Source organism: Leifsonia naganoensis, from assembly GCF_013410615.1.
GTDB lineage: Bacteria > Actinomycetota > Actinomycetes > Actinomycetales > Microbacteriaceae > Leifsonia > Leifsonia aquatica.
This window is the reverse complement of sequence record NZ_JACCHJ010000001.1, coordinates 1,801,692-1,820,685: the sequence shown is the minus strand read 5'-3', so window position 1 is coordinate 1,820,685 and position 18,994 is coordinate 1,801,692. Positions and strand designations below refer to the sequence as shown.

Below are 18,994 nucleotides of genomic sequence, written 5' to 3'. Positions count from 1 at the left end.
AGAACCCCCATGGATCCGGCAACCATCATCGGCATCGTCCTGGCGTTCGGCTCCGTCGTCGCCATGGTGACGCTGGAGGGCGGCCACCTGACCGCGCTCCTGCTGCCCGCCCCGATGGTGCTGGTGTTCGGGGCGACGATCGCGGTCGGCATCGCCAGCGGCACGATCAAGGACTTCCTGATCGCGGTGAAGGCGCTGCCCAGCGCCTTCCGCGGCAAGATCGAGCCGCCGGAGCAGGTGATCGACGAGGTCGTGCGCCTGGCCGAGACGGCCCGGTCCAACGGCCTGCTCGCCATGGAGCAGGAGGCCGAGGGCGTCACCGACCCGTTCCTCAAGGGCGCGCTGCAGAACATCGCCGACGGCACCGACGGCGACGAGCTGCGCATCCTGCTCGAGGACGAGATCGCGACGCGCTCCAAGCAGAGCCGCGTCGCCGCCAAGTTCTTCTCGTCGATGGGCGGCTACGCGCCGACGATCGGCATCATCGGCACCGTCGTGTCGCTGACCCACGTGCTCGAGAACCTCGACGACCCCGGCCACCTCGGCCCGATGATCGCGAGCGCGTTCGTCGCGACGCTCTGGGGCCTCCTGTCGGCGAACTTCCTGTGGCTGCCGATCGGCGCCCGGCTCCGCCGCCTCTCCGAGCTCGACGTCGAGCGCATGAACCTGCTGATGGAGGGCGTGCTCGCCGTGCAGGCCGGCAGCCAGCCCCGCCTCCTCGGCGAGCGCCTGCGCGCGATGGTCCCGGGCGGCGCCGAGGCGAAGAGCGGCAAGACCGAGAAGGCGGCGAAGGCCGCGGCCAAGGCTCCCGCCGAAGAAGCGGCCTGACGTGTCCGCCCGTCGCCGGCGCAAGCAGGAGGAGCCGGAGGAGCACGAGAACGAAGAGCGCTGGATGGCGTCCTACATGGACATGGTCACCGTGCTCATGTGCATGTTCATCGTGCTGTTCGCGATGTCGACGGTCGATCAGAAGAAGTTCGAGGCGCTGAAGAACTCGCTGGCGACGGGTTTCGGCCAGGTGAAGACCGAGAAGGTCGACACGGCCAGCGGCGTCGTGGTCCCGCCCGCGCAGGTGGATCAGAAGGGCGACACCACCGACCTCCAGCTCGCCAAGCAGGAGGCGCAGAACCTCGAGCGCATCCGCGACGCCATCCAGGCCGCCCTCACCCGGGACGGGCTGCAGGATGCGGTGCAGATGAAGATCGACGCCCGCGGCCTCACGATCGGGCTCGTCGGCAGCTCCACCTTCTTCGACTCCAACCATGCCGAGCTGAGCGACACCGCCGTGCGCGTGCTCGACGACATCGGCCCGGTGATCGCCCCCGAGGTGTACCAGGTGTCGGTGGAGGGCCACGCCGACGTGCGCCAGCCCGGCGCCCCGTACCCGACCAACTGGGAGCTCTCCGCGGGCCGCGCGACCAGCGTGCTGCGCCACCTCGTCGAGTCCGACGGCTTCCCCGCCGAGCGCATCGCCGCGGTCAGCTTCGGCTCCGCCCGCCCGATGGCGAACGCCACCGGCACGACCGATCAGGATCTCGCCCTCAACCGGCGCGTGGATGTCGTGGTGCTGTCGGCACAGCCGGACCGCATCCGCGAGCTCATCCCCCAAGCGCTCCAGTCGGGCACCACCCCCGCCGGGACCACCACCGGCGGGTGACGCGACACGCGCTGGTGGCGTACAATTTCTTGTACGTAAGGAGGTTGCGATGAAGACCATCAGTTATTCGGAGTCGCGCGCGCACTACGCGGCGACGCTCGACGCGGTGCTCGACGACCGCGAGGAGGTCGTGATCACGCGCGCAGGCCGCGAGCCGGTCGTGATGGTCGCCCTCGAGGACTACGAGTCCCTGAAAGAGACGGCCTACCTCCTGCGCAGCCCGGCGAACGCCCGCCGTCTGATCGAGTCGATCGAACGACTCGGCGACGGCGGAGGCACCGAGCACGATCCGCTCGAATGAGGCTGGTCTGGGACGAGAGCGCCTGGGAGGACTACCTCTATTGGCAGGGCCAGGACCGGCGCGTCCTCAAGCGCATCAACCTTCTGCTGACGGACATCCAGCGCAACGGCAACAGCGGGATCGGCAAACCGGAGGCGCTCAAGCACGGCTTCCAGGGGTTCTGGTCGCGGCGCATCACGGACGAGCACCGGCTGGTCTACCGGGTCACGGACGATGCGGTCCTCATCGCGCAGTGCCGCTACCACTACGCGCCCTGAGCGTTCTTCTCGCTCCTCGCGCAGCGACGCCTACCGCAGCGGCGCCTACCGCAGCGGCGCCGGCCGCACCCGCACCGGCGCGAGCCACGCGGCGACGATGACCGCGGTGATGGCGCCCGCGCACATGATCGCCGCCAGCACGACGACCTGGAACCGTCCGGCCTCCAGCGGTGACACTCCTCCGAAGATCGCGCCGACGAACGCTCCCGGCAGCGTCACCAGACCCGTCGTCTTGGTCTGGTCGACCGAGGGGATGAGCGCCGAGTAGACCGCGGTGCGCGCCTGGTGCAGCGTCGACTCCCGAGGAGTCGCGCCGAGGGCGAGCCACCCCTCCACTTCGTCCCAGTGGTCGTCGACGGCCTCGGTGAAGCGCCGGCCCGAGAGGGTCGCGATGCTCATGGCGTTGCCGATCACGATGCCGCCGATCGCCAGCGCGTAGCGGGCGCTCAGTTCGATGGCGCCGGTCGCGAAGACGACGACGGAGGTCACGCCGACGCCGATCGCCATGGCCGACGCCATCATCGCGGCGTGGCCGGCGGTCCAGCCGACCCGTCGCGTCGCGGTCACCGCGGCGACCGAGAACATGACCAGCAGGGCGAGCGACACCCAGAGCGGGCTGGTGATCACGCCGGACAGAACGACGCTGATCACCGCGAGCTGGGCCGCGCCGCGGAGGATCGCCAGCACGGGCGCCCAGCGGCGCGGCACCCGGTAGACCGCGAGCACGGCGGTCGCGATGAGCGCGAGGACCGCGACGCCCAGGAGCGTCGGGGCGAGTTCGCGGACGATCGGCACGACGCGAGCCTATGCCGCGCCGGCCCCGGCCGCCCGCGCGAACGCGCCCGGGGTCGTGCCGAGCGTGCGCCGGAAGTGGCGCGTCAGGTGCGCCTGATCGTGGAACCCGGCCAGCACCGCGGACTCGGCCGCCGTCCGGCCGTCGAGCAGGAGGCGGCGAGCGCGATCGACGCGGCGGCCGGTCACGTAGCGGTGCGGCGCGATGCCGTACGCCTGCGAGAACGCGCGGATCAGGTGGCTCGGATTCGCACCGAGCTCGCCTCCGGCCTCGGCGAGGGTGAACGTCTCGGTCAGCCGGTCGTCCAGCAGCTCGCGCAGGCGCCGGGCGAGCGGCGCATCCCGGATCTCGTCCACGGGCGAGCCCAGGTGGCCGAGGAGGTCGTGGCGGAGGGCGTGCACCCAGTGCTCGGCGGCGAGGAGGTCGCCGGGCGAGCCGAGCGCCCCGTGGATACGGCGCACCGCCGAGACGGCCGAGCGCGCCCCGATCGTCGGCCGGCCGACGGCGACGGAGGGCAACCCCTGCGGCAGCCATTCCGGCTCCAGGTACAGCACGCGTTTGCGGTAGGCGGAGTCGCGGACCGCGGACTGCCCGTCGTGCGCGACGCCGGGAGGCAGCAGGGCGATGGATCCGGGCGCGGCCCGGTGCGCCTCGCGGCCGAGCTCGAAGGCGACGACGCCGGAGTCGATCAGCAACACGGTCCACGCGTCGTGGGTGTGCGCCGGATAGGCGTGGTCGAAGGTCGCGTGCAGCACTTCGCGCACGTCGGGCACCGCGGGGTGCCAGGCGCGGACCGACTCGACCATGCAAGGAATGTACAAGACGCGGCCGTGCGCCGGCGGGGAGGCTGGAGGCATGACAGACGCCGCCTCCCCCCGATTCGACACCAAGATCGTCGTCCTGCTGCGCGAGGGGCTCGCGCCCTGGCAGGAGCTGAACGTCACCGCCTTCCTCGTGAGCGGCATCGCCACCAGCGCGCCCGGCCTCGTCGGGGAGCCGTACCGTGACGCCGACGGCGTCGAGTACCTGCCGATGCTGCGCCAGCCCGTCGTGGTGATGACCGGGGACGGCGAGCTGCTCAGCACCGCGCGCGGCCGGGCCGAGTCCCGGGGAGTCGCGACCGCCGTCTACACCCGCGAGCTGTTCTCGACGGGTCACGACGAGGCGAATCGGGAGGCCGTCGCCGCCGTCTCCACCGCCGACCTCGACCTGGTCGGGATCGCCGTCCGAGGCCCGCGCAACGCGGTCGACCGCGTCGCGAAGGGCGCGCCTGCATGACTGACGTCGCCCGTTCTGACATGGCCTGACGCGTCGCGCGACATTTCCGGACCCCTCGCCTACCGCGGAAGTTAGGGCACGCGAAATGCTGGTAATCCGCCTCCCCGGCTCGGCCCCGCACGGCCGTTCCTGCCAGGCTTGACGGGCGAAGGGGAGTAGCTCAGCGTCCGATTCCGGGCGCGCGGCACGTCGACATACTGGCTCGCGAAGACGCGGCCCGGCGTGCCTCCCAGTCTCTGGGCGAGCGAGACCTTCGGTCATCAGCACACGGTGACCGGGCTCCTCTCGTCGTACCTGCCCGGTCGTCACGATCGGAAGGCAGTACATGGACACGCGAACGACCGGCAGCGCCCGGCGCTTGGTGATCCCGCTCGGAATCGTCGCCCTGGTGACGGCGCAGGGTGTCGCCCTGCGCCTCAGCGGCGTCGAGCCGGCGCCCGTCGTCGGCATCCTCATGTTCGGCGTCGCCATCGTCGCCGCCGCGTTCGCGCTGGCGTGGGCGGGCGAGGCGGCCGAGGTCGACATCTCCGGTGGCCTCGCCGTCGGCCTCCTCGCGATCATCGCGATCCTGCCCGAGTACGCGATCGACCTCTACTTCGCCTTCACGGCCGGCAGCGACCCGAGCCAGGCGCAGTACGCCGCCGCGAACATGACCGGCTCGAACCGGCTGCTCCTCGGCTTCGGCTGGCCGTTCATTCTCCTGGTCGCCTTCCTGGTCTATCGCGCCGCGCGCGCACGCCGCCGCCCCGTCGACCCGGATGTCAGCCCGCGGCCGTTCGCCGTGCGCCTCCCCGGCGACAACCGGGTGGAGCTCGGGCTGCTGATGATCGCCTCGGTGCTCACCCTCACCATCCCCCTCACCGGTCAGATCCACGTACTGCTCGGCGTCGTGCTCCTCGCACTGTTCGTCTACTACCTGTGGAAGGTGGCGCAGGGCGAGAGCGAGGAGCCGGAGCTCGTGGGCGTGCCCGCCGCGATCGGTGGCCTGCCGACGGTCGCGCGCCGCGTGACCGTCATCGCGATCTTCGTGTTCTCGGCGGCCGTCATCCTGCTGCTGGCCGAGCCGTTCGCGCACAGCCTCATCCAGGGCGGGCGGGCCGCCGGCATCGACGACTTCCTGCTCGTCCAGTGGCTCGCCCCGCTAGCGTCGGAGGCCCCGGAGTTCGTCATCGCGATCATCTTCGCGATGCGCGGCAAGGCGGCCATGGGCATCGGCATCCTGCTCGCCAGCAAGGTGAACCAGTGGACGGCGCTAGTCGGCACCCTCCCGATCGCGCACGCGCTGGGCGGGGGAGGCTGGGCCCTCCCGATGGATGGCCGTCAGGTGGAGGAGTTCGTACTGACCGCGACGCAGACCCTGCTGGGCGTGGCGATGCTGCTGAGCCTGCGATTCGCCGGGCGCTGGGCGACGGCGCTCTTCGTGCTCTTCGCCGCGACGTTCGTCTTCACGGGCACCGAGGCGCGCTGGATCGTCTCGGGCGTGTACGCGGCGCTCGCGGTCGTCCTGTTCGCGATCCAGTGGCGCACGCTGTGGCCGACACTCCGGGCGCCGTTCGCCCGGTCGGTCGAGGAGCCCGCGGCCACGGCGGAGCCTGTCGCCGCCGCACGGGAGTGGGGCGGGGCACGGAGGGTGCCCCCGAGCCGCTGAGGTTCACGTCGTTGCGGTCATTCCGCGTCTAGTGGACGCCACGACGTGAACCTCGGCGGGACCTCGCTCGGGCGTTGCGGACGGAGCGCTCATGACCAAGGGTCTCGCAGATCCTGCTCCTCCCGCTGCGCCTCGAGCTCCGGTAGCCACGTCGTGTCCCGCGTCCCATCGAACGCGTTCTGTGGATGAGTGACCGGCGGCTCCTGCTCCTCGAGCACCATGCCGACCGCGGTCGCGCACGCGTCACCGCGCCACGCCTCGACACCCTCTCGTACGGCGAAGCCGGCGATCACGAGGCCGGCGATCGCATCCGCCCACCACCAGCCGAAGAGCGAATTGAGCACGAGGCCGCCGAGCACTGCCACCGAGAGGTACGCACAGATGAGGGTCTGTTTCGAGTCGGCGACGGCCGTGGCCGACTCGAGTTCGCGTCCCGCCGCGCGTTCGGCCGCGGAGAGGAACGGCATCACGACGACGCTCAGCGCCGTGAGGGCGATGCCGACGGGCGAGTGCTGCACCTCGATCCGTGCGATCAGGGTGAGCGCGGCGCTCGCGACGACGTATGCCGCGAGGGCGAAGAACGCGAGGGCGATCGCGCGGAGCGTGCCCTTCTCCCATCTCTCCGGATCGCGCCGGGTGAACTGCCACGCGACGGCGGCCGCGGAGAGCACCTCGATGGTGGAGTCGAGCCCGAATCCGATCAGGGCGGCCGAGGACGCCGCGCTTCCGGCGATCAGGGCGACGACCGCCTCGACGAGGTTGTAGGCGATCGTCGCGGAGACGATCCAGCGGATGCGCCCGCCGCAGCACCAGCGTCCGCTCGGAGGTGACCGGGGCCGTGTTCACGCGCACCCGCACTCGTCGCCGTCGCAGCATCCCGGCTCGACGTAGAGCACGACGCGCAGGAGTTCGTCGAGGGCCGGGGCGAGGTGGCCGTCGGCGAGGCGGTACCAGGTGCGGCGGCCGTCGGGCATCCCCTCGACCAGGCCGCAGCCCCGCAGGCACGCCAGCTGGTTGGACATCACCTGGCGGGAGACGCCGAGCGCTTCGGCGAGGTCGGACGGGAAGGCGGGGGCCTCGCGGAGCGCCAGGAGGATGCCGACACGGGTCGGATCCGAGAGCGCGTGGCCGAAGCGGGCGAGGGCTGCGGTGTGCGTGACCGTCGCCGCGGGAGTCGTGAGGGTCATGGCTCGACAGTACAGCGAACGCTGAATCAACGGAAGTGCCGGACCCTTGCGGCGGCGGGCTCGTCCCGCGAGAATCCTCCCGGGGATGTCGGCGCAGGAGCGCATCGACGCGAAGGGGGAATGATGAAGCGATTCGCAGGGGTGCTCGCCGTCGTGCTGAGCGCCGCCGCTCTGGCCGGCTGCTCGGCGTCGTCGCAACCGGCGGCCGACGGCGCGTCGCAGACTCCCGAGTACCACTCGATCCCGACGACGACGAACCGCGCACCGGATCCGTCGCTGTCGCCCCAGCCGAACGACTCGGCGGTCGCCGCTCAGGATGCACCGCTCGCGCAGCTCTGGGCCCTCGTCGACTCCGGGCTGCGCAACAACGGCGGGTACGCGGACGCAGCGCGACCGGCGGGCACGACGCCTCAGGATGTCGCCGACTTCGCCTCCGCGATCGCGGCCCGGTGCACACCCCAGCTGACCGCCGAGCAGTCGGCGCACCTCGACGCGCTCTGGGACGACGTGACCGCCGCCGCGGCGAGCGCCGGCACCGACCTCACACCCACCGTGACGGCGTACGTCGATCAGGCCACGGCGCTCTGCATGTGAGCAGTGGAGGCGCGCGGCGTCGAGGAAGACGGGAGAATGGTCACACCATGACCGACACCACGACTCCGACCGTCCTGTTCGTCTGCGTGCACAATGCGGGGCGCTCGCAGATGGCCGCCGGGTTCCTGCGCGAACTGGCCGCCGGGCGCATCGAGGTGCTCTCCGCAGGCTCCGAGCCGAAGGACCAGCTCAACCCGGTCGCCGTCCAGGCCATGGCCGAAGCGGGCATCGACATCGCGGGAGCCACGCCGAAGATCCTCACCACCGAGGCCGTGCGGGAGTCCGACGTCGTCATCACGATGGGCTGCGGCGACACCTGCCCGATCTTCCCCGGCAAGCGCTACGAGGACTGGGACCTCACCGACCCCGCGGGGCGCCCGATCGAGGAGGTCCGCCCGATCCGCGACGAGATCAAGAAGCGGGTCGAGGCGCTGCTGGGCGAGCTCCTCCCCCGCTGACGGCCGACGCCGGGTTCCGGTAGCGTCGCGGCATGGCCGACCGCGCTCTCCTCATCAATGGTGCCCCCGCGTCCGGCAAGACCACGCTCGCTCGTCGCCTCTGCGACGAGCTGGGGCTCCCCCTCGTCACGAAGGACGACATCAAGGAGGCTCTGGCCGACGCCGTCCCCGTCCCGCTGCCCACCAGCCGGGTCGGTGCGATCGCATCCGACGCGATGTGGCAACTGGTGGGTCTGATCGACGGGACGGTCATCGTCGAGTCGTTCTGGTTCTCCGGTCGCGACGGCGAGTACCTCCGGAGCGGTCTCGACACGGCCGGCATCGCCAGCGGCGTCGAACTCTGGTGCGAGGCTTCAGCGGAGATCGCCCGCGAGAGATATCTCACGCGGCCGCGACATCCTGCGCACGATGACGCGCAGCGTCTGGACGAGTGGGAGCTGTTCCACCGCGACGCGCAGCCCGTCTCGGGCTTCCCGGTGCTCAGAGTGGATACGGAGTACCCGGTCGACATCGAAAGCGTCGCCCGACGCGTCCGCGCCCTCCTGAACCCCTGAACCGCAACGCCGAGGTTCACGTTGTGGCGGCCATTCCGGGTGGAATGAGCGCAACGTCGTGAACCTCGGCGGAGGCGGGCGACGGGCGGAGCGCGTCAGCGCTTGAGGTTGGTCAGCTCCTGCAGCACCTCGTCGGAGGTGGTGATGATGCGGGCGTTCGCCTGGAAGCCGCGCTGGGCGACGATCAGGTTCGTGAACTCCTGCGAGAGGTCGACGTTCGACATCTCCAGGGAGCCGCCCTGGATGTTGCCGAGGCCGTCCTCGCCCGGGCCGCCGACCTGCGCCGCGCCGGAGTTGACGGTGGCGCGGTAGGTGGAGCCGCCGGCCTTCTCGAGGCCACCCGGGTTGACGAAGGTCGCGAGCGCGATGCGGGCGACGGCCTGCTTGTCGCCGTTGGAGAAGAGGCCGATGATCGTGCCGTCCTTCGACAGGGTGAAGGACTCGAGGGTGCCGGCCGCGCGGCCGTTCTGGTCCTTGAACGCGACCGTGGAGAGGCCGGAGTACCCGGTCACGGTGCTGAGGTTCACGTTGACGCCGCCGACGGTCAGGGCGCCGCCCGCGGTCAGGACGCCGTTGGTGAAGGTGAGCGCGCCGGTGGCGTTCGCGGTGCCGTCGGTGCCGGCGACATCCCAGCCCGTGGCCGACTTGGTGAACGTCAGGGTGAGCTTCCGCTCGGTGCCGTTGGCGTCGTAGACCGAGATGTCGCGGACGAGCTGGTCGCCGACGGCAGCGTCCGAGGGGAGGTTGCCGTTGACGTTCGCCGAGGTGCTCGCCGCTGCGGGGGTGACGGCCTTGAGCGGGATGGTGATGTCGCTGAGTGCACCGCCCTGCTGGATGACGCCGTTCACGGCGTTGTAGCCCTGCAGGATGGCGCCGCCGGGGCCGACGAGGCGGCCGAGGGCGTCGGGGTCGAACGAGCCGGCCCGGGTGTAGACGGTCTCCCCACCGACGTTGGTGACGAAGAAGCCGTCGCCGTTGATCATCATGTCGGTCGACCGGCCGGTCGCCTGCGCGGCGCCCTGGGTGAAGTTGGTGGAGATGCCGGCGACGAGCACACCGAGGCCGATCTGGGCCGGGTTGGTGCCACCGGTCTGAGCCTGCGGGCCGCCCGCGCCCTGCACGAGCTGCGAGAGGGTGTCCTGGAACTGCACGGCCGAGGACTTGAACGCGGTCGTGTTGACGTTGGCGATGTTGTTGCCCGTGACGTCGAGCATGGTCTGGTGCGACCGGAGGCCGGAGATTCCGGAGTAGAGAGAGCGGAGCATGACGCTGCCTTTCTGTGGATGCTGCGGGGCGGAGGATTCAGGAGGCGGTGGTCGAGCCGGACCCGGAGGGCTCGGTTGTCGGGGTGACCACGCGCTAGGTGGACGCTGTATGGCGGAGGATCAGCCGGTCGGGGTGACCACGCCCAAGATGGCGTCGAGGTTGATCTTGGCGTCGCCGACGGTGACGACGGGGACGGATCCGGCGTACGAGACCGAGCTGGCGAGCCCGGTCTGGGTGTCGCCGTTCTTGTCGAGGTAGCTGACCGTGTGACCGATGAGCGCGGCCGCTGCCGTGCGCATCTGCAGGGCGAAGCCCTCCTGGCTCGTCGTGTCCATGTTGGTGAGCTTCTCCATCATGGCCAGATTGGTCGTCTGGGAGATCATCTGGTTGGTGTCCATCGGCGAGCTCGGGTCCTGGTTGCGCAGCTGGGTGACCAGCAGCTGCATGAAGGCCTCGCTGTCGAGGGACTGCTTCGGAGTGCGCGTGGGCTGGGTGGTGTAGATCCCGCTCGTGGTGGCGGTGTCGGTTCCGGTGACGGCGTCGACCACGGTGGCTCCCTTCTACTGGCTTCTGGCTGGGTGTTCGTCGATCGGGCGATCAGACGATCAGGTCGATGGAGTGGGCGAGGCCGTCCGCGGGTGCGGCGTGCCCCGGCGAGGCGGACAGGTGCTCGCCGAGCGCGGATCCGGCGCGCGGCCGGCCTCCCGGCGTCTCGGGAGGCGTGGGCAGGCGGCCGTCGCGGCCGTCCTGCTGCGACGCGTTCTGCTGCGCCGACGGCTGGTTCTGCGACGAGAGGTCGAGCGTCCCGCTCAGTCCGGCGCCGTTGAGGTCGCGGCGCAGGTCGGGCAGGATCGCGCGGAGTGCGTCGCGCCCGGCGTCGGTCGGGGCGAACAGCTCGACCCGCACCCCATCGCCGCCGACGTGCGCGCGCACGGTGACAGGGCCGAGCGTGTCGGGCGTCACGTGCACGGTCATGACGTGCTCCCCCTTGCCAGCGGCGGCGAGCGTGAACACCGGCCGGGCGAGCTGCGCGTCGAGCGTCTGCGTGTGCGGAGCGGCGGGGGCCGGTGTAGCGACGGGCGCGGTCGGGGCGGCGGCCACGGGAGGCTGTGGTGCGGCCACCGGAGCAGCCAGCGTCGGCGACGGCGCGGCGGGGGCGGGTTGCGCGGCGGCCGGTGCGGGTTGCGGCTCGGCTCCGCGGGCGGCGTCCGCCCCCGGGTGCGCGGCCGGCTCGACTCGCACGGCCGGGGTCTCGGCGACGGCCCGCGCGACGGCGGCCGCGCCCGCGTCGGGGCGCCCGGAGCCGCTCACAGTCGTCGCCACTACGTCTCCGGTCGGAGTGGCGGGGGTGGCCGTCGCGCCGCCCTGCGCGCCACCGGCGGCATCCATCGTGGTCGAGGGCGTGACCGTCGGACGGGCGAGGGCGGCCTCGACCCCACGCCCCTGCGACGCACCAGCGTTCGCGCTCGTGGTCCCGCCCGCGGTCGGCGCGCTGTCGGCGGGCGTTTCGGCGGTCCCGAACGGCTCCGCCGCTCCCCCGCTCTGCGCGGGCCGCGCCGACCGGTCGGCCGACCCGGCGCCCGCAGCGGCCAGCGTCTGTGCCGCTGCAGGGGCTCCCGCCGCTGCGTCCGTGCCTGTCACGGCGGTCGTCGCGACGACTCCGTCGCTCGCGTCCCCGGTACCGGGCTCTCCGGCCGCGGAGGGAGCGGGCGTCGTGGCCGCGGGAACGATCGGAGGAGCCGGCACGACGGCCGGGAGCACCGGCAGCGTCACGGACGCCGCCGCAGACGACGCAGTCGCCGCCGTCGCCGCGCCCGTCTCCGCACCACTCGCACCACTCGCACCACTCGCACCGCTCGCATCGGCTGCGTCGGCCGCTGTCGGATCCGCGGCCTGGTCCGAGGCCGCGGTCGCGTCGTCCGCAGCGCGGTCGCGGGCGGCATCCCGGGCATCCCCGCCGCGCCGTGCCGTGTGGGCCTCGCGGACGCCGTGCGCATCCCGCGCCGGCCGAGCGTGCTGCGCCGCACCCGTGCGGTCCGGGCGGTCGGCCCGGTCGGCCCGGTCGGCCGACGCTCCGCTGAGGAGCGCCGCGAAGGCGTCCCCGCCCGTCTTACCCGCGCCGGCCCCCTTCGCGGGCGCCGCGCTCGACGCCGGTGCCGCCGACGCGCTGCCCACCGCCGCGGGGCTCACAGCGAGCTCCCCTGCAGCATGGAGGTGAAGAGCGAGCGCAGGGCGTCCGACTGCGCCGACGAGAGCGAGGAGGCCGATGCAGCGGAGGAGGCCGTGGCCGCGGTGCTCGCCTGCGGCACCACGCGCCGGATGGTCACGATGTCGGAGTCGGTGAGCCAGTTGTCCACGAGGCTCACATTGCGGCCCTCGCTGGGAGCGTGGATGACCTTGCCGTCGCCCGCGTAGATCACGATGTGCTCGCCGCCGTTGCAGACGATGATGTCGCCGGGCTGGGCCTGCGCGAGGGACGGCACCTCGGTGCCGACCGTGCCCTGGCCGGAGACGAGACGCGGCACGTCGATGCCGAGATCCTTGAAGACGCGCTGCACGAGGCCGGAGCAGTCGAGGCCGGAGGCGCTCGTGCCGCCGAAGACGTAGGGCACGCCGAGGTACTTCTTCGCGTCGGCGACGACGTCCGCGCCGGTCACCCCACCGGTCGAGGTGGTCGCCGAGCTCGCGCCGCCGAGGGCTTGCGTGAGGGCGGAGGCGAAGTCGGTCGCGCCGGTCGTCGACGACGATGCCGAGGTGGAGGCACTGGTCGCCGTCCCCGACGTCACGCTGTCGAGCTGCACCAGGGTGGCCTGGATCTGCGCGATCCGGCCGATCGCATCGGTCACGGTCATGCGCCGCTCCTCCGTCCGTCCGCCGACCGGTCGCGCTGCCAGGCGCCGGTCGCGATCTCGTCGATGGCCGCCTGCTCGGCGCCCAGCTCGCTCGCGGCGAGCTCGGACGCGTGCCGGGCCTCCAGCTTCTCCAGGCCGACCGCGCGCTTCTTCGCCTCGGTGAACGCCTCCTGCGCCTCGGCGGCCTCGGCCTCGGCCTTCGTCGCCAGGGCGTCGAGATCGGCGAGCATGCTGCGGCTGGAGGCGCGGGCCGCGGCGAGCGCGAAGAGCGTGCTCGCATCGATCGCCTCCACGGGCACGGCGTGCAGCGCGGCGATCGCGCGCACCTGCCGCTCCCCCACGTCGCGGCGCAGCGCGTTGGCAGCGGCGAGGTCGCTCGCCGCGTGGTCCTTCTCGATCTGCCGCAGCCGCAGCAGGCCGGCCAGGGGGAACGTGCGTGCCATCAGAGCCCTCCCATCCTCGCGACGAGCGCGCCGAGGCGCGCCCACGATTCGCCCGCCGGTGCGGGCTCGCCGATGCTCTGGCGCAGGAACACGTTGATCGCGTCCTCGTTCGCGACGGCCGCATCCACGCGCGGGTTGGTGCCCGGCTTGTAGGCGCCGACGTCGAGCAGGTCCTGTGCGGCGACCTTGGCCGCGAGCGTTGCCCGCAGCGCCGTGGCCGCCTGCCGCTGCTCCGGCGAGGTCACGCGGGTCGCGAGCCGGGAGACAGAGCCGAGCACGTCGACCGACGGGAAGTGGCCGACGACCGAGAGCCGCCGGTCGAGCACGACGTGGCCGTCGAGGATGCTGCGGGCCGCGTCGGCGATGGGCTCGTTGTGGTCGTCGCCGTCGACGAGCACCGTGTAGAGGCCGGTGATCGAGCCGCGCTCGCCGGTGCCGGCGCGCTCGAGCAGCTGGGCAAGCAGGGAGAACGTCGACGGCGGGTAGCCCCGGGTGGCGGGAGGCTCGCCCGCCGAGAGGCCGATCTCGCGCTGCGCCATCGCGACACGGGTCAGGGAGTCCATCATGAGCACGACGTCCGCGCCCTGGTCGCGGAACGACTCGGCGATGCGCGTCGCCGCGAACGCGGCACGCAGGCGCATGACCGCCGGCTCGTCGGAGGTCGCGACCACGACGATCGAGCGGGCGAGGCCCTCGGGGCCCAGGTCGTCCTCGAGGAACTCGCGCACCTCGCGGCCGCGCTCCCCCACCAGGGCGATGACGGAGATGTCGGCCTCGGTGCCGCGCGCGATCATCGACAGCAGCGACGACTTGCCCACGCCCGAGCCGGCGAAGAGGCCGAGGCGCTGGCCGCGGCCGACGCTGACCATCGTGTCGAGCACGCGCACGCCGAGACCGAGCGGGGTCAGGATGCGCGCCCGGCGCATGGCATCCGGGGCGCGGTTGTCGAGGGGCACGAAACCGTCCGGCTCGATCGGGCCCTTGCCGTCGACGGGACGGCCGAGCGCGTCGATCACGCGGCCGAGCATCCCGCGCCCGGTCGGGACGAGCAGCGGCGTGCGCACGGCGCGGACGGGCGCTCCGGCCGCGATGCCGGTAAGGCGTCCGTACGGCATCACCCGCGCGGAGTCGGCGGTCGTCGCGACCACTTCGGCGTGCACCCCCGGCGCCTCGCCGATCGTCACCAGGTCGCCGATGGCCGCGGGGACCCCTTCGACCTCGGCGCCGAGCCCGACGACGGCCTTGACGCGGCCGACGCGTTCGGCCGCGGCCTCGCGCACGGCGACATCCCAGCGGGGCAGCGTCGCGGTCATGAGAGCGCCTCCCTGGCTCGCGCCAGAGCGGTGGAGATGCGGGCGTCGAGCCAGCCCGCGGGCAGCTCGCCGATCGCGTCGCCCGGGGCGATCGAGGGGTCGGGCACCAGGCGCGGGGCCGGGATACCCGTGACGAGCGTGCTGCTCGTGCGGGCGTTCCCGCCCGAAGCGGCCTGCTCCTCCGCTTCCGCCTCCGCCTCCACGAGCAGCGCCAGGTCGTCCGGGTTCAGGCGCACGACGGCGACCTCCCCCGCGGTCTCCCCCGACAACGCCCGCGCGACGGCCGCGCGCGCCGCTGCGACTCGGTCGCCCAGGGCATCGCCGACCACGGCCGATGCCAGCTCGAAAGCGGCCTCGACCAGCACATCCTCTACCTCGGCAAGCACCGGGACGGTCGCCTCGCGCAGCTCGACGGCCGCGGCCCGGAGAGCCTGGGCCAGGACGCCGATGCGCGCCGACACCTGCTCCTCCTGCAGAGCCCGAGCCTCGTCGGCCGCGGCCAGCCAGGCCGCCTGCTCCTCGGCGGCCGCGCGGCGGCCGTCGGCGAAACCCGTCGCATACCCGCGCGAGCGCGCCGACGCGAGCGCGGCCTGCTCCTGCGCGGTCTCCGCCAGCACGGGGATCGCGAGCGGAGCGAAGGCGGTGTCATTCGACATACGCGTCCTCGTCCCCGCGCTGCACCGTGATCACGCCCGTGGCCTCCAGGTCGCGGATGGCGCGGACGATCGCCGCGCGCGCATCCTCCACCTGCGACAGGCGCACCGGGCCGAGCATCCGCACCTCGTCGGCGAGCACCTCGCGGTTGCGCTCCGAGAGGTTGGCCGTGATGATCTCCTCGACCGCCGGCAGGGCGCCCTTCATGGCCACCGCGAGCACGGCGACATCCACCCCGCGCAGCACCTGCTGCACGTCGCGGGCCTCCAGGCGCACGATGTCGTCGAAGGTCAGCATGCGCGAGCGCACCTCTTCGGCCAGCTCGGGGTCGCGGAGTTCGAGCGCCTCGAGCAGCGCCTTCTCGGTGGCGGCATCGGAGCGGTTGATGATGTCGACGAGGGGCTGCACGCCGCCCACCGCGTCGCTCGCGGTACGGGAGGCGACCACCGCGCTCGCCCGCTGCTTGAGGGTGTCGGCGACCACGCGCACCGCGTCCGGGCTCGGCGATCCCATCGTCGCGATCGAGTGCGCGACCTCGGTGCGGGCCGCCTCGTCCAGGCCGCTGAGCACCCGGGACGCCTGGTCGGCACGCAAGTGCGCGAGCACGAGAGCGCTCGTCTGCGGCAGCTCCCCCGCGAGCAGCATCTGCACCTGGCCCGGCTCGACCGCGTCCAGGAACTCGAACTGCTTGCCCGCCATGTTGGACGCAACACGGTTGAGCACGCCGGTCGCCCGCTCGGCGCCGAAAGAGGCCTCCAGCAGCCCGACCGCGATGTCGCGCCCGCCACGGGTCGAGACCGCCCCGCGCGTCGCGAGGTCATGGAACTCGGTCATCGCCTTCTCGGCGATCCCCGGGTCGACCCGGCGCAGGCGCATGATCTCGGCGGTGATCTCGTCGGCCTCCTCGTCGGAGAACTGCTTCATCACCTGGGCCGCGCGCTGCTGATCCATGTTCATCAGCACGACGGCGACCTTCTGCGGGCCGGTCAGCGGCGTCTTCGCGTCCGTCATACGCCGGCCCGATCATCCATGAGGCTGCGCAGGTACTCCGCGGTCTTCTGCGGGTCGCGCTCGGCGAGAGCCTCGATCTCGGAGCGGCGGCGCTCGGCCTCCAGCTCGGGGCTGTCGGGGTCGGGCGCTTCGAGCGGGATCGGCACGGTCGGCGCGGCCTGCTCGAGCGGGATGGGGAACGGCGACGCCTCGAACGCCAGCGACTCCTCCTCGATCTCGGTCTGCTCCGACGCCCGGCGCCGGCCGCGGCGCACCAGGGCGATGACGATGATCAGGGCGGCCACCACCGCCGCCGCGATGATGGAGGTGCGGATGATGCCGGTGAGCTGGTCCGCCGCGGCGGCGTCCTTCGCCTCCTGCAGCGCCTTGGCGGCCTCCGTCGCCCCGGCCTTGCTGAACGGCACCATCTCGACGCTGACGGAGTCGCCGCGCTTGGTGTCGATGCCGGCGGCGGCGTTCACCAGGTTGCGGATCTCGTTGGTGCTGACGCTGCCGACCGCGTCGGAGTTGAGAGCGACGGACACGGTCTGGCGGTTGATCGCGCCGGCGGGGATGGTGCGCTGCTCGGTGACCTTGTCGACCGCGTTGTCCTTCGTCGCCGACTCGGAATTGAACGTGCCGTTGCCGTTCGTGCCGTCCGGGACAGCGATGTTGTCGGGGCCGAGTACGCCGGCGGCCGATCCGCCCGACCCGGTGTAGGTCTCCTTCTGCGTCGTCTCGCTGAGGGACGGCGCGTCGGTCGGCGTCGTGTACGACTCCTCGGTGCGCTGCGCGGACTCCTTGCTGACGTCGGCTGCGACGGCGACCGTCGCGTTGCCCGGGCCGACCACCTTGTCGAGCATGTCCTGCACCGCGGTCTTCACACGAGCCTCGTAGTCGCCGGCCTGCTTGTCCGCTCCCCCGACGGCGCCGGTTCCCACGGCGCTCAGGACGGTGCCGTTCGCGTCGATGACGGCGACGTCGGTCGGCTGCATGCCGGTGACGGCCGCGCTGGTCAGGTGCACGATCGCCTGGACCTGGTCCTGGCTCAGCGTGACGCCGTTCTGCGTCTCGACGAAGACGGAGGCGGTCGGGTCCTTCTTCTCGGAGACGAAGACCGTCTCCTCCGGGATGGCGAGACGCACCGAGGCGGTCTTCACACCCTTCATCGCCGCGATGGTGTTGCCGAGCTCGCCCTCCATCGCCCGCTTGTAGGTGACCGACTGCTGGAACTCGGACGACGTCACGCCCATCTTGTCGAGCAGCGAGTATCCCCCGGTCGACGACGACGGCAGCCCCGCCGACGCGGCCTTCAACCGCTCGTCGTACACGCTCTGCTGCGGGACCAGGATGGTGCCCCCGCCGTCGGTCAGCTGGTACTGCACGCCGTCGGTGCGCAGCTGGTCCACGATGGCCGAGGCGTCGGAGGACTGCAGCCCCGAGAACAGCGGCGTGTACGTGGGCTGGGAGGCCCACATCGCGATCCCGGTGATGCCCAGGGCGAGCACGGCCACGCCGATGATGGCGATGACCCGCTGGGCCAGCGAGAACCCGCGGATCGAGTCACCGATCCGCCGGAAGAAGCTCGTCACCTGCTGGGGCATCAGGCCTGCATCCGCATGATCTCGTTGAACGCGTCGACCGCCTTGTTGCGGACGCCCGCGACGAGCTCGAGGGTGACCTGGGCGCGGGTGGAGGCGAGCGTCGCGTCGTGGATGTCGTCGAGGTTGCCCGTGACGGCCTGGATCGCGAGCTTGTCGCTCGTGCCCTGCAGCTGCTGGAGGTTGTCGATGGCGCCGCTGAGGGCGTCGCCGAAGGCCGCTCCCCCGGTGCCGGCCGTGCCGGTGACGGCGGCGGCGGAGCTGGTCGCGTCGACCGAGCCGATGGCGGAGATCGCAGGGATGGGCATCAGTTCTTTCCGATCTGCAGAGCGGCCTGGTAGGTCTCCTTGGCGCGGTCGACCACGGCGGCGTTCGCCTGGTAGCCGCGCTGCGCCATGATGAGGGCGCCCATCTGCTCGGAGAGGTCGATGTCGGGGTAGCGCACGTAGCCCTCGGCGTCAGCGACGGGGTTGTCCGGCTCGTAGACCATGCGCCCCTCCGCGCTGCCGTAGGCGGCACCCGCGACGTACGCGCCCGAGACGCCCTGGCCCTCCTGGGCCACGACGTACCGCGCCTGGAAGGCCGCGCCGTCGGTGGGCTTCGCGGTGTTGATGTTGGCCAGGTTGTCCGAGACGGCGTCCAGCCACTTGCGGTGCAGGGTGAGACCCGTGCCCGCGATCCCGATCGCGTCGAATGTCATCGCCGGTGCTCCTGTCAGCTCGTCCGCAGCGCGGAGCGGATCGCCGTGAACGTGCCGCCCGCCGCCTGGGAGGCGAACTGGAAGCGCAGGACGGTGTCCACGTTGGAGAGGGTCTCGGTGTCGAGGTTCACGTTGTTGCCGTCGAGACGCGTCGGCTCGAGCGAGCGCGCGGTCGTCGCGGTGGTGTGGCCGTCGTGCTCGGCGACGGAGCGCGCCAGCGCGTCCTCGAACGAGACGCGCTCGGCGGTGTAGCCGGGGGTGTTGACGTTGGCGATGTTGTTGGCGATCGCCCGCTGCCGTGCGGCGAGGCCGTCGAGGGCGCTCGCGAGGGCGGCACTGGTCACGGATTCGAGCACAGCTGCACTCCATCGAGGTCTGGCGGCTCATCCGTGGCCTGGTCGTCGAGCGATCCGTGCTCAGCGTGCTCTATCGGCCGCTCCGGCGACGC

At 72.1% G+C, this 18,994-nt stretch carries 25 protein-coding genes; 9 read left to right on the top strand and 16 right to left on the bottom strand.

Translation table 11 applies throughout. The features are described from left to right. The first annotated feature begins 9 nt into the window (after positions 1–9). The 4 genes from HNR14_RS08835 to HNR14_RS08820 are packed head-to-tail and all read left to right on the top strand — an operon-like array spanning position 10 to position 2,215. Positions 10–828, top strand: coding sequence for a motility protein A (locus HNR14_RS08835; protein WP_021762676.1), 819 nt, complete (start codon positions 10–12; stop codon positions 826–828). A gap of 1 nt (position 829) precedes the next feature. Then, a complete protein-coding gene (locus tag HNR14_RS08830; protein ID WP_021762675.1) occupies positions 830–1,657 on the top strand; it encodes an OmpA/MotB family protein in 828 nt (275 codons plus the stop codon). Positions 1,658–1,706: 49 nt separating this feature from the next. Further along, positions 1,707–1,958 carry a type II toxin-antitoxin system Phd/YefM family antitoxin gene (locus tag HNR14_RS08825; protein WP_179700731.1) on the top strand — a complete coding sequence of 84 codons (252 nt, stop codon included), beginning with the start codon at positions 1,707–1,709 and terminating at the stop codon, positions 1,956–1,958. After that, positions 1,955–2,215: a Txe/YoeB family addiction module toxin gene (locus tag HNR14_RS08820; RefSeq protein WP_179700730.1), complete on the top strand. Its 261-nt coding sequence runs from the start codon at positions 1,955–1,957 to the stop codon at positions 2,213–2,215. Before HNR14_RS08825 ends, HNR14_RS08820 begins: the two co-directional genes overlap by 4 nt. A 45-nt stretch (positions 2,216–2,260) precedes the next feature. Here HNR14_RS08820 and HNR14_RS08815 read toward each other — a convergent pair whose 3' ends face one another. Further along, positions 2,261–3,010, bottom strand: a complete 750-nt coding sequence (locus HNR14_RS08815) for an ABC transporter permease (RefSeq protein ID WP_179700729.1) — start codon at positions 3,008–3,010, stop codon at positions 2,261–2,263. 9 nt (positions 3,011–3,019) lie between these two features. After that, positions 3,020–3,814, bottom strand: a complete 795-nt coding sequence (locus tag HNR14_RS08810) for a helix-turn-helix transcriptional regulator (RefSeq protein ID WP_179700728.1) — start codon at positions 3,812–3,814, stop codon at positions 3,020–3,022. Between the two features lie 49 nt (positions 3,815–3,863). Here HNR14_RS08810 and HNR14_RS08805 point away from each other — a divergent pair, with 49 nt between their 5' ends. Next, entirely contained in the window at positions 3,864–4,286 is a 423-nt protein-coding gene (locus HNR14_RS08805; protein WP_218874999.1) for a DUF2000 domain-containing protein, read from the top strand. Positions 4,287–4,611: 325 nt separating this feature from the next. Beyond that, positions 4,612–5,934: a sodium:proton exchanger gene (locus tag HNR14_RS08800; RefSeq protein ID WP_179700726.1), complete on the top strand. Its 1,323-nt coding sequence runs from the start codon at positions 4,612–4,614 to the stop codon at positions 5,932–5,934. Between the two features lie 89 nt (positions 5,935–6,023). Here the strand turns inward: HNR14_RS08800 and HNR14_RS08795 are convergent, their stop codons facing one another. Together HNR14_RS08795 and HNR14_RS08790 are read right to left on the bottom strand one after the other, a co-directional pair. After that, on the bottom strand, positions 6,024–6,668 hold the full coding sequence (locus HNR14_RS08795) for a cation efflux transmembrane domain-containing protein (RefSeq protein ID WP_425485050.1): 645 nt from the start codon (positions 6,666–6,668) through the stop codon (positions 6,024–6,026). A 108-nt stretch (positions 6,669–6,776) separates the two neighbouring features. Further along, the gene (locus HNR14_RS08790; protein WP_021764555.1) at positions 6,777–7,121 is read right to left on the bottom strand and encodes an ArsR/SmtB family transcription factor; all 345 of its coding nucleotides are present in this window, start codon (positions 7,119–7,121) and stop codon (positions 6,777–6,779) included. Between the two features lie 123 nt (positions 7,122–7,244). Between HNR14_RS08790 and HNR14_RS08785 the strand changes: the two genes are divergently transcribed. From HNR14_RS08785 to HNR14_RS08775, 3 genes are read left to right on the top strand one after another with little or no spacing between them, the layout of a single operon-like run. Beyond that, the gene (locus HNR14_RS08785) at positions 7,245–7,715 is read left to right on the top strand and encodes a hypothetical protein (protein WP_179700725.1); all 471 of its coding nucleotides are present in this window, start codon (positions 7,245–7,247) and stop codon (positions 7,713–7,715) included. A gap of 47 nt (positions 7,716–7,762) precedes the next feature. Further along, positions 7,763–8,173, top strand: a complete 411-nt coding sequence (locus HNR14_RS08780; RefSeq protein ID WP_179700724.1) for an arsenate reductase ArsC — start codon at positions 7,763–7,765, stop codon at positions 8,171–8,173. Positions 8,174–8,205: 32 nt separating this feature from the next. Next, positions 8,206–8,727 carry a P-loop nucleotide/nucleoside kinase family protein gene (locus HNR14_RS08775; RefSeq protein WP_179700723.1) on the top strand — a complete coding sequence of 174 codons (522 nt, stop codon included), beginning with the start codon at positions 8,206–8,208 and terminating at the stop codon, positions 8,725–8,727. 95 nt (positions 8,728–8,822) lie between these two features. Here HNR14_RS08775 and HNR14_RS08770 read toward each other — a convergent pair whose 3' ends face one another. From HNR14_RS08770 to HNR14_RS08715, 12 genes are all read right to left on the bottom strand, one after another. Next, a complete protein-coding gene (locus tag HNR14_RS08770; RefSeq protein ID WP_021764559.1) occupies positions 8,823–9,992 on the bottom strand; it encodes a flagellar hook protein FlgE in 1,170 nt (389 codons plus the stop codon). Positions 9,993–10,112: 120 nt separating this feature from the next. Next, complete coding sequence (locus HNR14_RS08765) at positions 10,113–10,541, bottom strand: flagellar hook capping FlgD N-terminal domain-containing protein (RefSeq protein WP_179700722.1); 429 nt, start codon at positions 10,539–10,541, stop codon at positions 10,113–10,115. A 49-nt stretch (positions 10,542–10,590) separates the two neighbouring features. Beyond that, entirely contained in the window at positions 10,591–12,183 is a 1,593-nt protein-coding gene (locus HNR14_RS21350; RefSeq protein WP_179700721.1) for a flagellar hook-length control protein FliK, read from the bottom strand. Then, entirely contained in the window at positions 12,180–12,845 is a 666-nt protein-coding gene (locus HNR14_RS08755; protein ID WP_179700720.1) for a C40 family peptidase, read from the bottom strand. The genes HNR14_RS21350 and HNR14_RS08755 overlap by 4 nt, the downstream gene beginning before the upstream one ends. Continuing rightward, entirely contained in the window at positions 12,842–13,288 is a 447-nt protein-coding gene (locus tag HNR14_RS08750; protein WP_179700719.1) for a hypothetical protein, read from the bottom strand. Before HNR14_RS08750 ends, HNR14_RS08755 begins: the two co-directional genes overlap by 4 nt. Further along, positions 13,288–14,601, bottom strand: a complete 1,314-nt coding sequence (locus HNR14_RS08745; protein WP_179700718.1) for a FliI/YscN family ATPase — start codon at positions 14,599–14,601, stop codon at positions 13,288–13,290. The genes HNR14_RS08750 and HNR14_RS08745 overlap by 1 nt, the downstream gene beginning before the upstream one ends. Then, the gene (locus HNR14_RS08740; protein WP_179700717.1) at positions 14,598–15,257 is read right to left on the bottom strand and encodes a FliH/SctL family protein; all 660 of its coding nucleotides are present in this window, start codon (positions 15,255–15,257) and stop codon (positions 14,598–14,600) included. The genes HNR14_RS08745 and HNR14_RS08740 overlap by 4 nt, the downstream gene beginning before the upstream one ends. Continuing rightward, a complete protein-coding gene (gene fliG / locus HNR14_RS08735; RefSeq protein WP_179700716.1) occupies positions 15,247–16,266 on the bottom strand; it encodes a flagellar motor switch protein FliG in 1,020 nt (339 codons plus the stop codon). Before fliG ends, HNR14_RS08740 begins: the two co-directional genes overlap by 11 nt. Next, on the bottom strand, positions 16,263–17,849 hold the full coding sequence (gene fliF, locus HNR14_RS08730) for a flagellar basal-body MS-ring/collar protein FliF (protein ID WP_021763784.1): 1,587 nt from the start codon (positions 17,847–17,849) through the stop codon (positions 16,263–16,265). The genes fliG and fliF overlap by 4 nt, the downstream gene beginning before the upstream one ends. After that, positions 17,849–18,154 carry a flagellar hook-basal body complex protein FliE gene (gene fliE / locus HNR14_RS08725; RefSeq protein WP_179700715.1) on the bottom strand — a complete coding sequence of 102 codons (306 nt, stop codon included), beginning with the start codon at positions 18,152–18,154 and terminating at the stop codon, positions 17,849–17,851. Before fliE ends, fliF begins: the two co-directional genes overlap by 1 nt. Further along, entirely contained in the window at positions 18,154–18,546 is a 393-nt protein-coding gene (locus HNR14_RS08720; protein WP_021763782.1) for a flagellar basal body rod protein FlgC, read from the bottom strand. Before HNR14_RS08720 ends, fliE begins: the two co-directional genes overlap by 1 nt. Before the next feature lie 14 nt (positions 18,547–18,560). Continuing rightward, positions 18,561–18,902 carry a flagellar basal body rod protein FlgB gene (locus HNR14_RS08715; RefSeq protein ID WP_021763781.1) on the bottom strand — a complete coding sequence of 114 codons (342 nt, stop codon included), beginning with the start codon at positions 18,900–18,902 and terminating at the stop codon, positions 18,561–18,563. Between the last annotated feature and the right edge of the window lie 92 nt (positions 18,903–18,994).

What these genes read in the sequence shown, in the direction of transcription:
- HNR14_RS08785 (WP_179700725.1), top strand. Translation starts at nt 7,245, where the DNA reads ATGAAGCGATTCGCAGGGGTGCTCGCCGTCGTGCTGAGCGCCGCCGCT.
- HNR14_RS08745 (WP_179700718.1), bottom strand. Translation starts at nt 14,601, where the DNA reads ATGACCGCGACGCTGCCCCGCTGGGATGTCGCCGTGCGCGAGGCCGCG.
- fliG (WP_179700716.1), bottom strand. Translation starts at nt 16,266, where the DNA reads ATGACGGACGCGAAGACGCCGCTGACCGGCCCGCAGAAGGTCGCCGTC.
- HNR14_RS08820 (WP_179700730.1), top strand. Translation starts at nt 1,955, where the DNA reads ATGAGGCTGGTCTGGGACGAGAGCGCCTGGGAGGACTACCTCTATTGG.
- HNR14_RS08800 (WP_179700726.1), top strand. Translation starts at nt 4,612, where the DNA reads ATGGACACGCGAACGACCGGCAGCGCCCGGCGCTTGGTGATCCCGCTC.
- HNR14_RS08755 (WP_179700720.1), bottom strand. Translation starts at nt 12,845, where the DNA reads ATGACCGTGACCGATGCGATCGGCCGGATCGCGCAGATCCAGGCCACC.
- HNR14_RS08810 (WP_179700728.1), bottom strand. Translation starts at nt 3,814, where the DNA reads ATGGTCGAGTCGGTCCGCGCCTGGCACCCCGCGGTGCCCGACGTGCGC.
- HNR14_RS08770 (WP_021764559.1), bottom strand. Translation starts at nt 9,992, where the DNA reads ATGCTCCGCTCTCTCTACTCCGGAATCTCCGGCCTCCGGTCGCACCAG.
- HNR14_RS08790 (WP_021764555.1), bottom strand. Translation starts at nt 7,121, where the DNA reads ATGACCCTCACGACTCCCGCGGCGACGGTCACGCACACCGCAGCCCTC.
- HNR14_RS08835 (WP_021762676.1), top strand. Translation starts at nt 10, where the DNA reads ATGGATCCGGCAACCATCATCGGCATCGTCCTGGCGTTCGGCTCCGTC.
- HNR14_RS08805 (WP_218874999.1), top strand. Translation starts at nt 3,864, where the DNA reads ATGACAGACGCCGCCTCCCCCCGATTCGACACCAAGATCGTCGTCCTG.
- HNR14_RS08780 (WP_179700724.1), top strand. Translation starts at nt 7,763, where the DNA reads ATGACCGACACCACGACTCCGACCGTCCTGTTCGTCTGCGTGCACAAT.
- HNR14_RS08825 (WP_179700731.1), top strand. Translation starts at nt 1,707, where the DNA reads ATGAAGACCATCAGTTATTCGGAGTCGCGCGCGCACTACGCGGCGACG.
- HNR14_RS08720 (WP_021763782.1), bottom strand. Translation starts at nt 18,546, where the DNA reads ATGACATTCGACGCGATCGGGATCGCGGGCACGGGTCTCACCCTGCAC.
- HNR14_RS08775 (WP_179700723.1), top strand. Translation starts at nt 8,206, where the DNA reads ATGGCCGACCGCGCTCTCCTCATCAATGGTGCCCCCGCGTCCGGCAAG.
- HNR14_RS08750 (WP_179700719.1), bottom strand. Translation starts at nt 13,288, where the DNA reads ATGGCACGCACGTTCCCCCTGGCCGGCCTGCTGCGGCTGCGGCAGATC.
- fliE (WP_179700715.1), bottom strand. Translation starts at nt 18,154, where the DNA reads ATGCCCATCCCTGCGATCTCCGCCATCGGCTCGGTCGACGCGACCAGC.
- HNR14_RS08740 (WP_179700717.1), bottom strand. Translation starts at nt 15,257, where the DNA reads ATGTCGAATGACACCGCCTTCGCTCCGCTCGCGATCCCCGTGCTGGCG.
- fliF (WP_021763784.1), bottom strand. Translation starts at nt 17,849, where the DNA reads ATGCCCCAGCAGGTGACGAGCTTCTTCCGGCGGATCGGTGACTCGATC.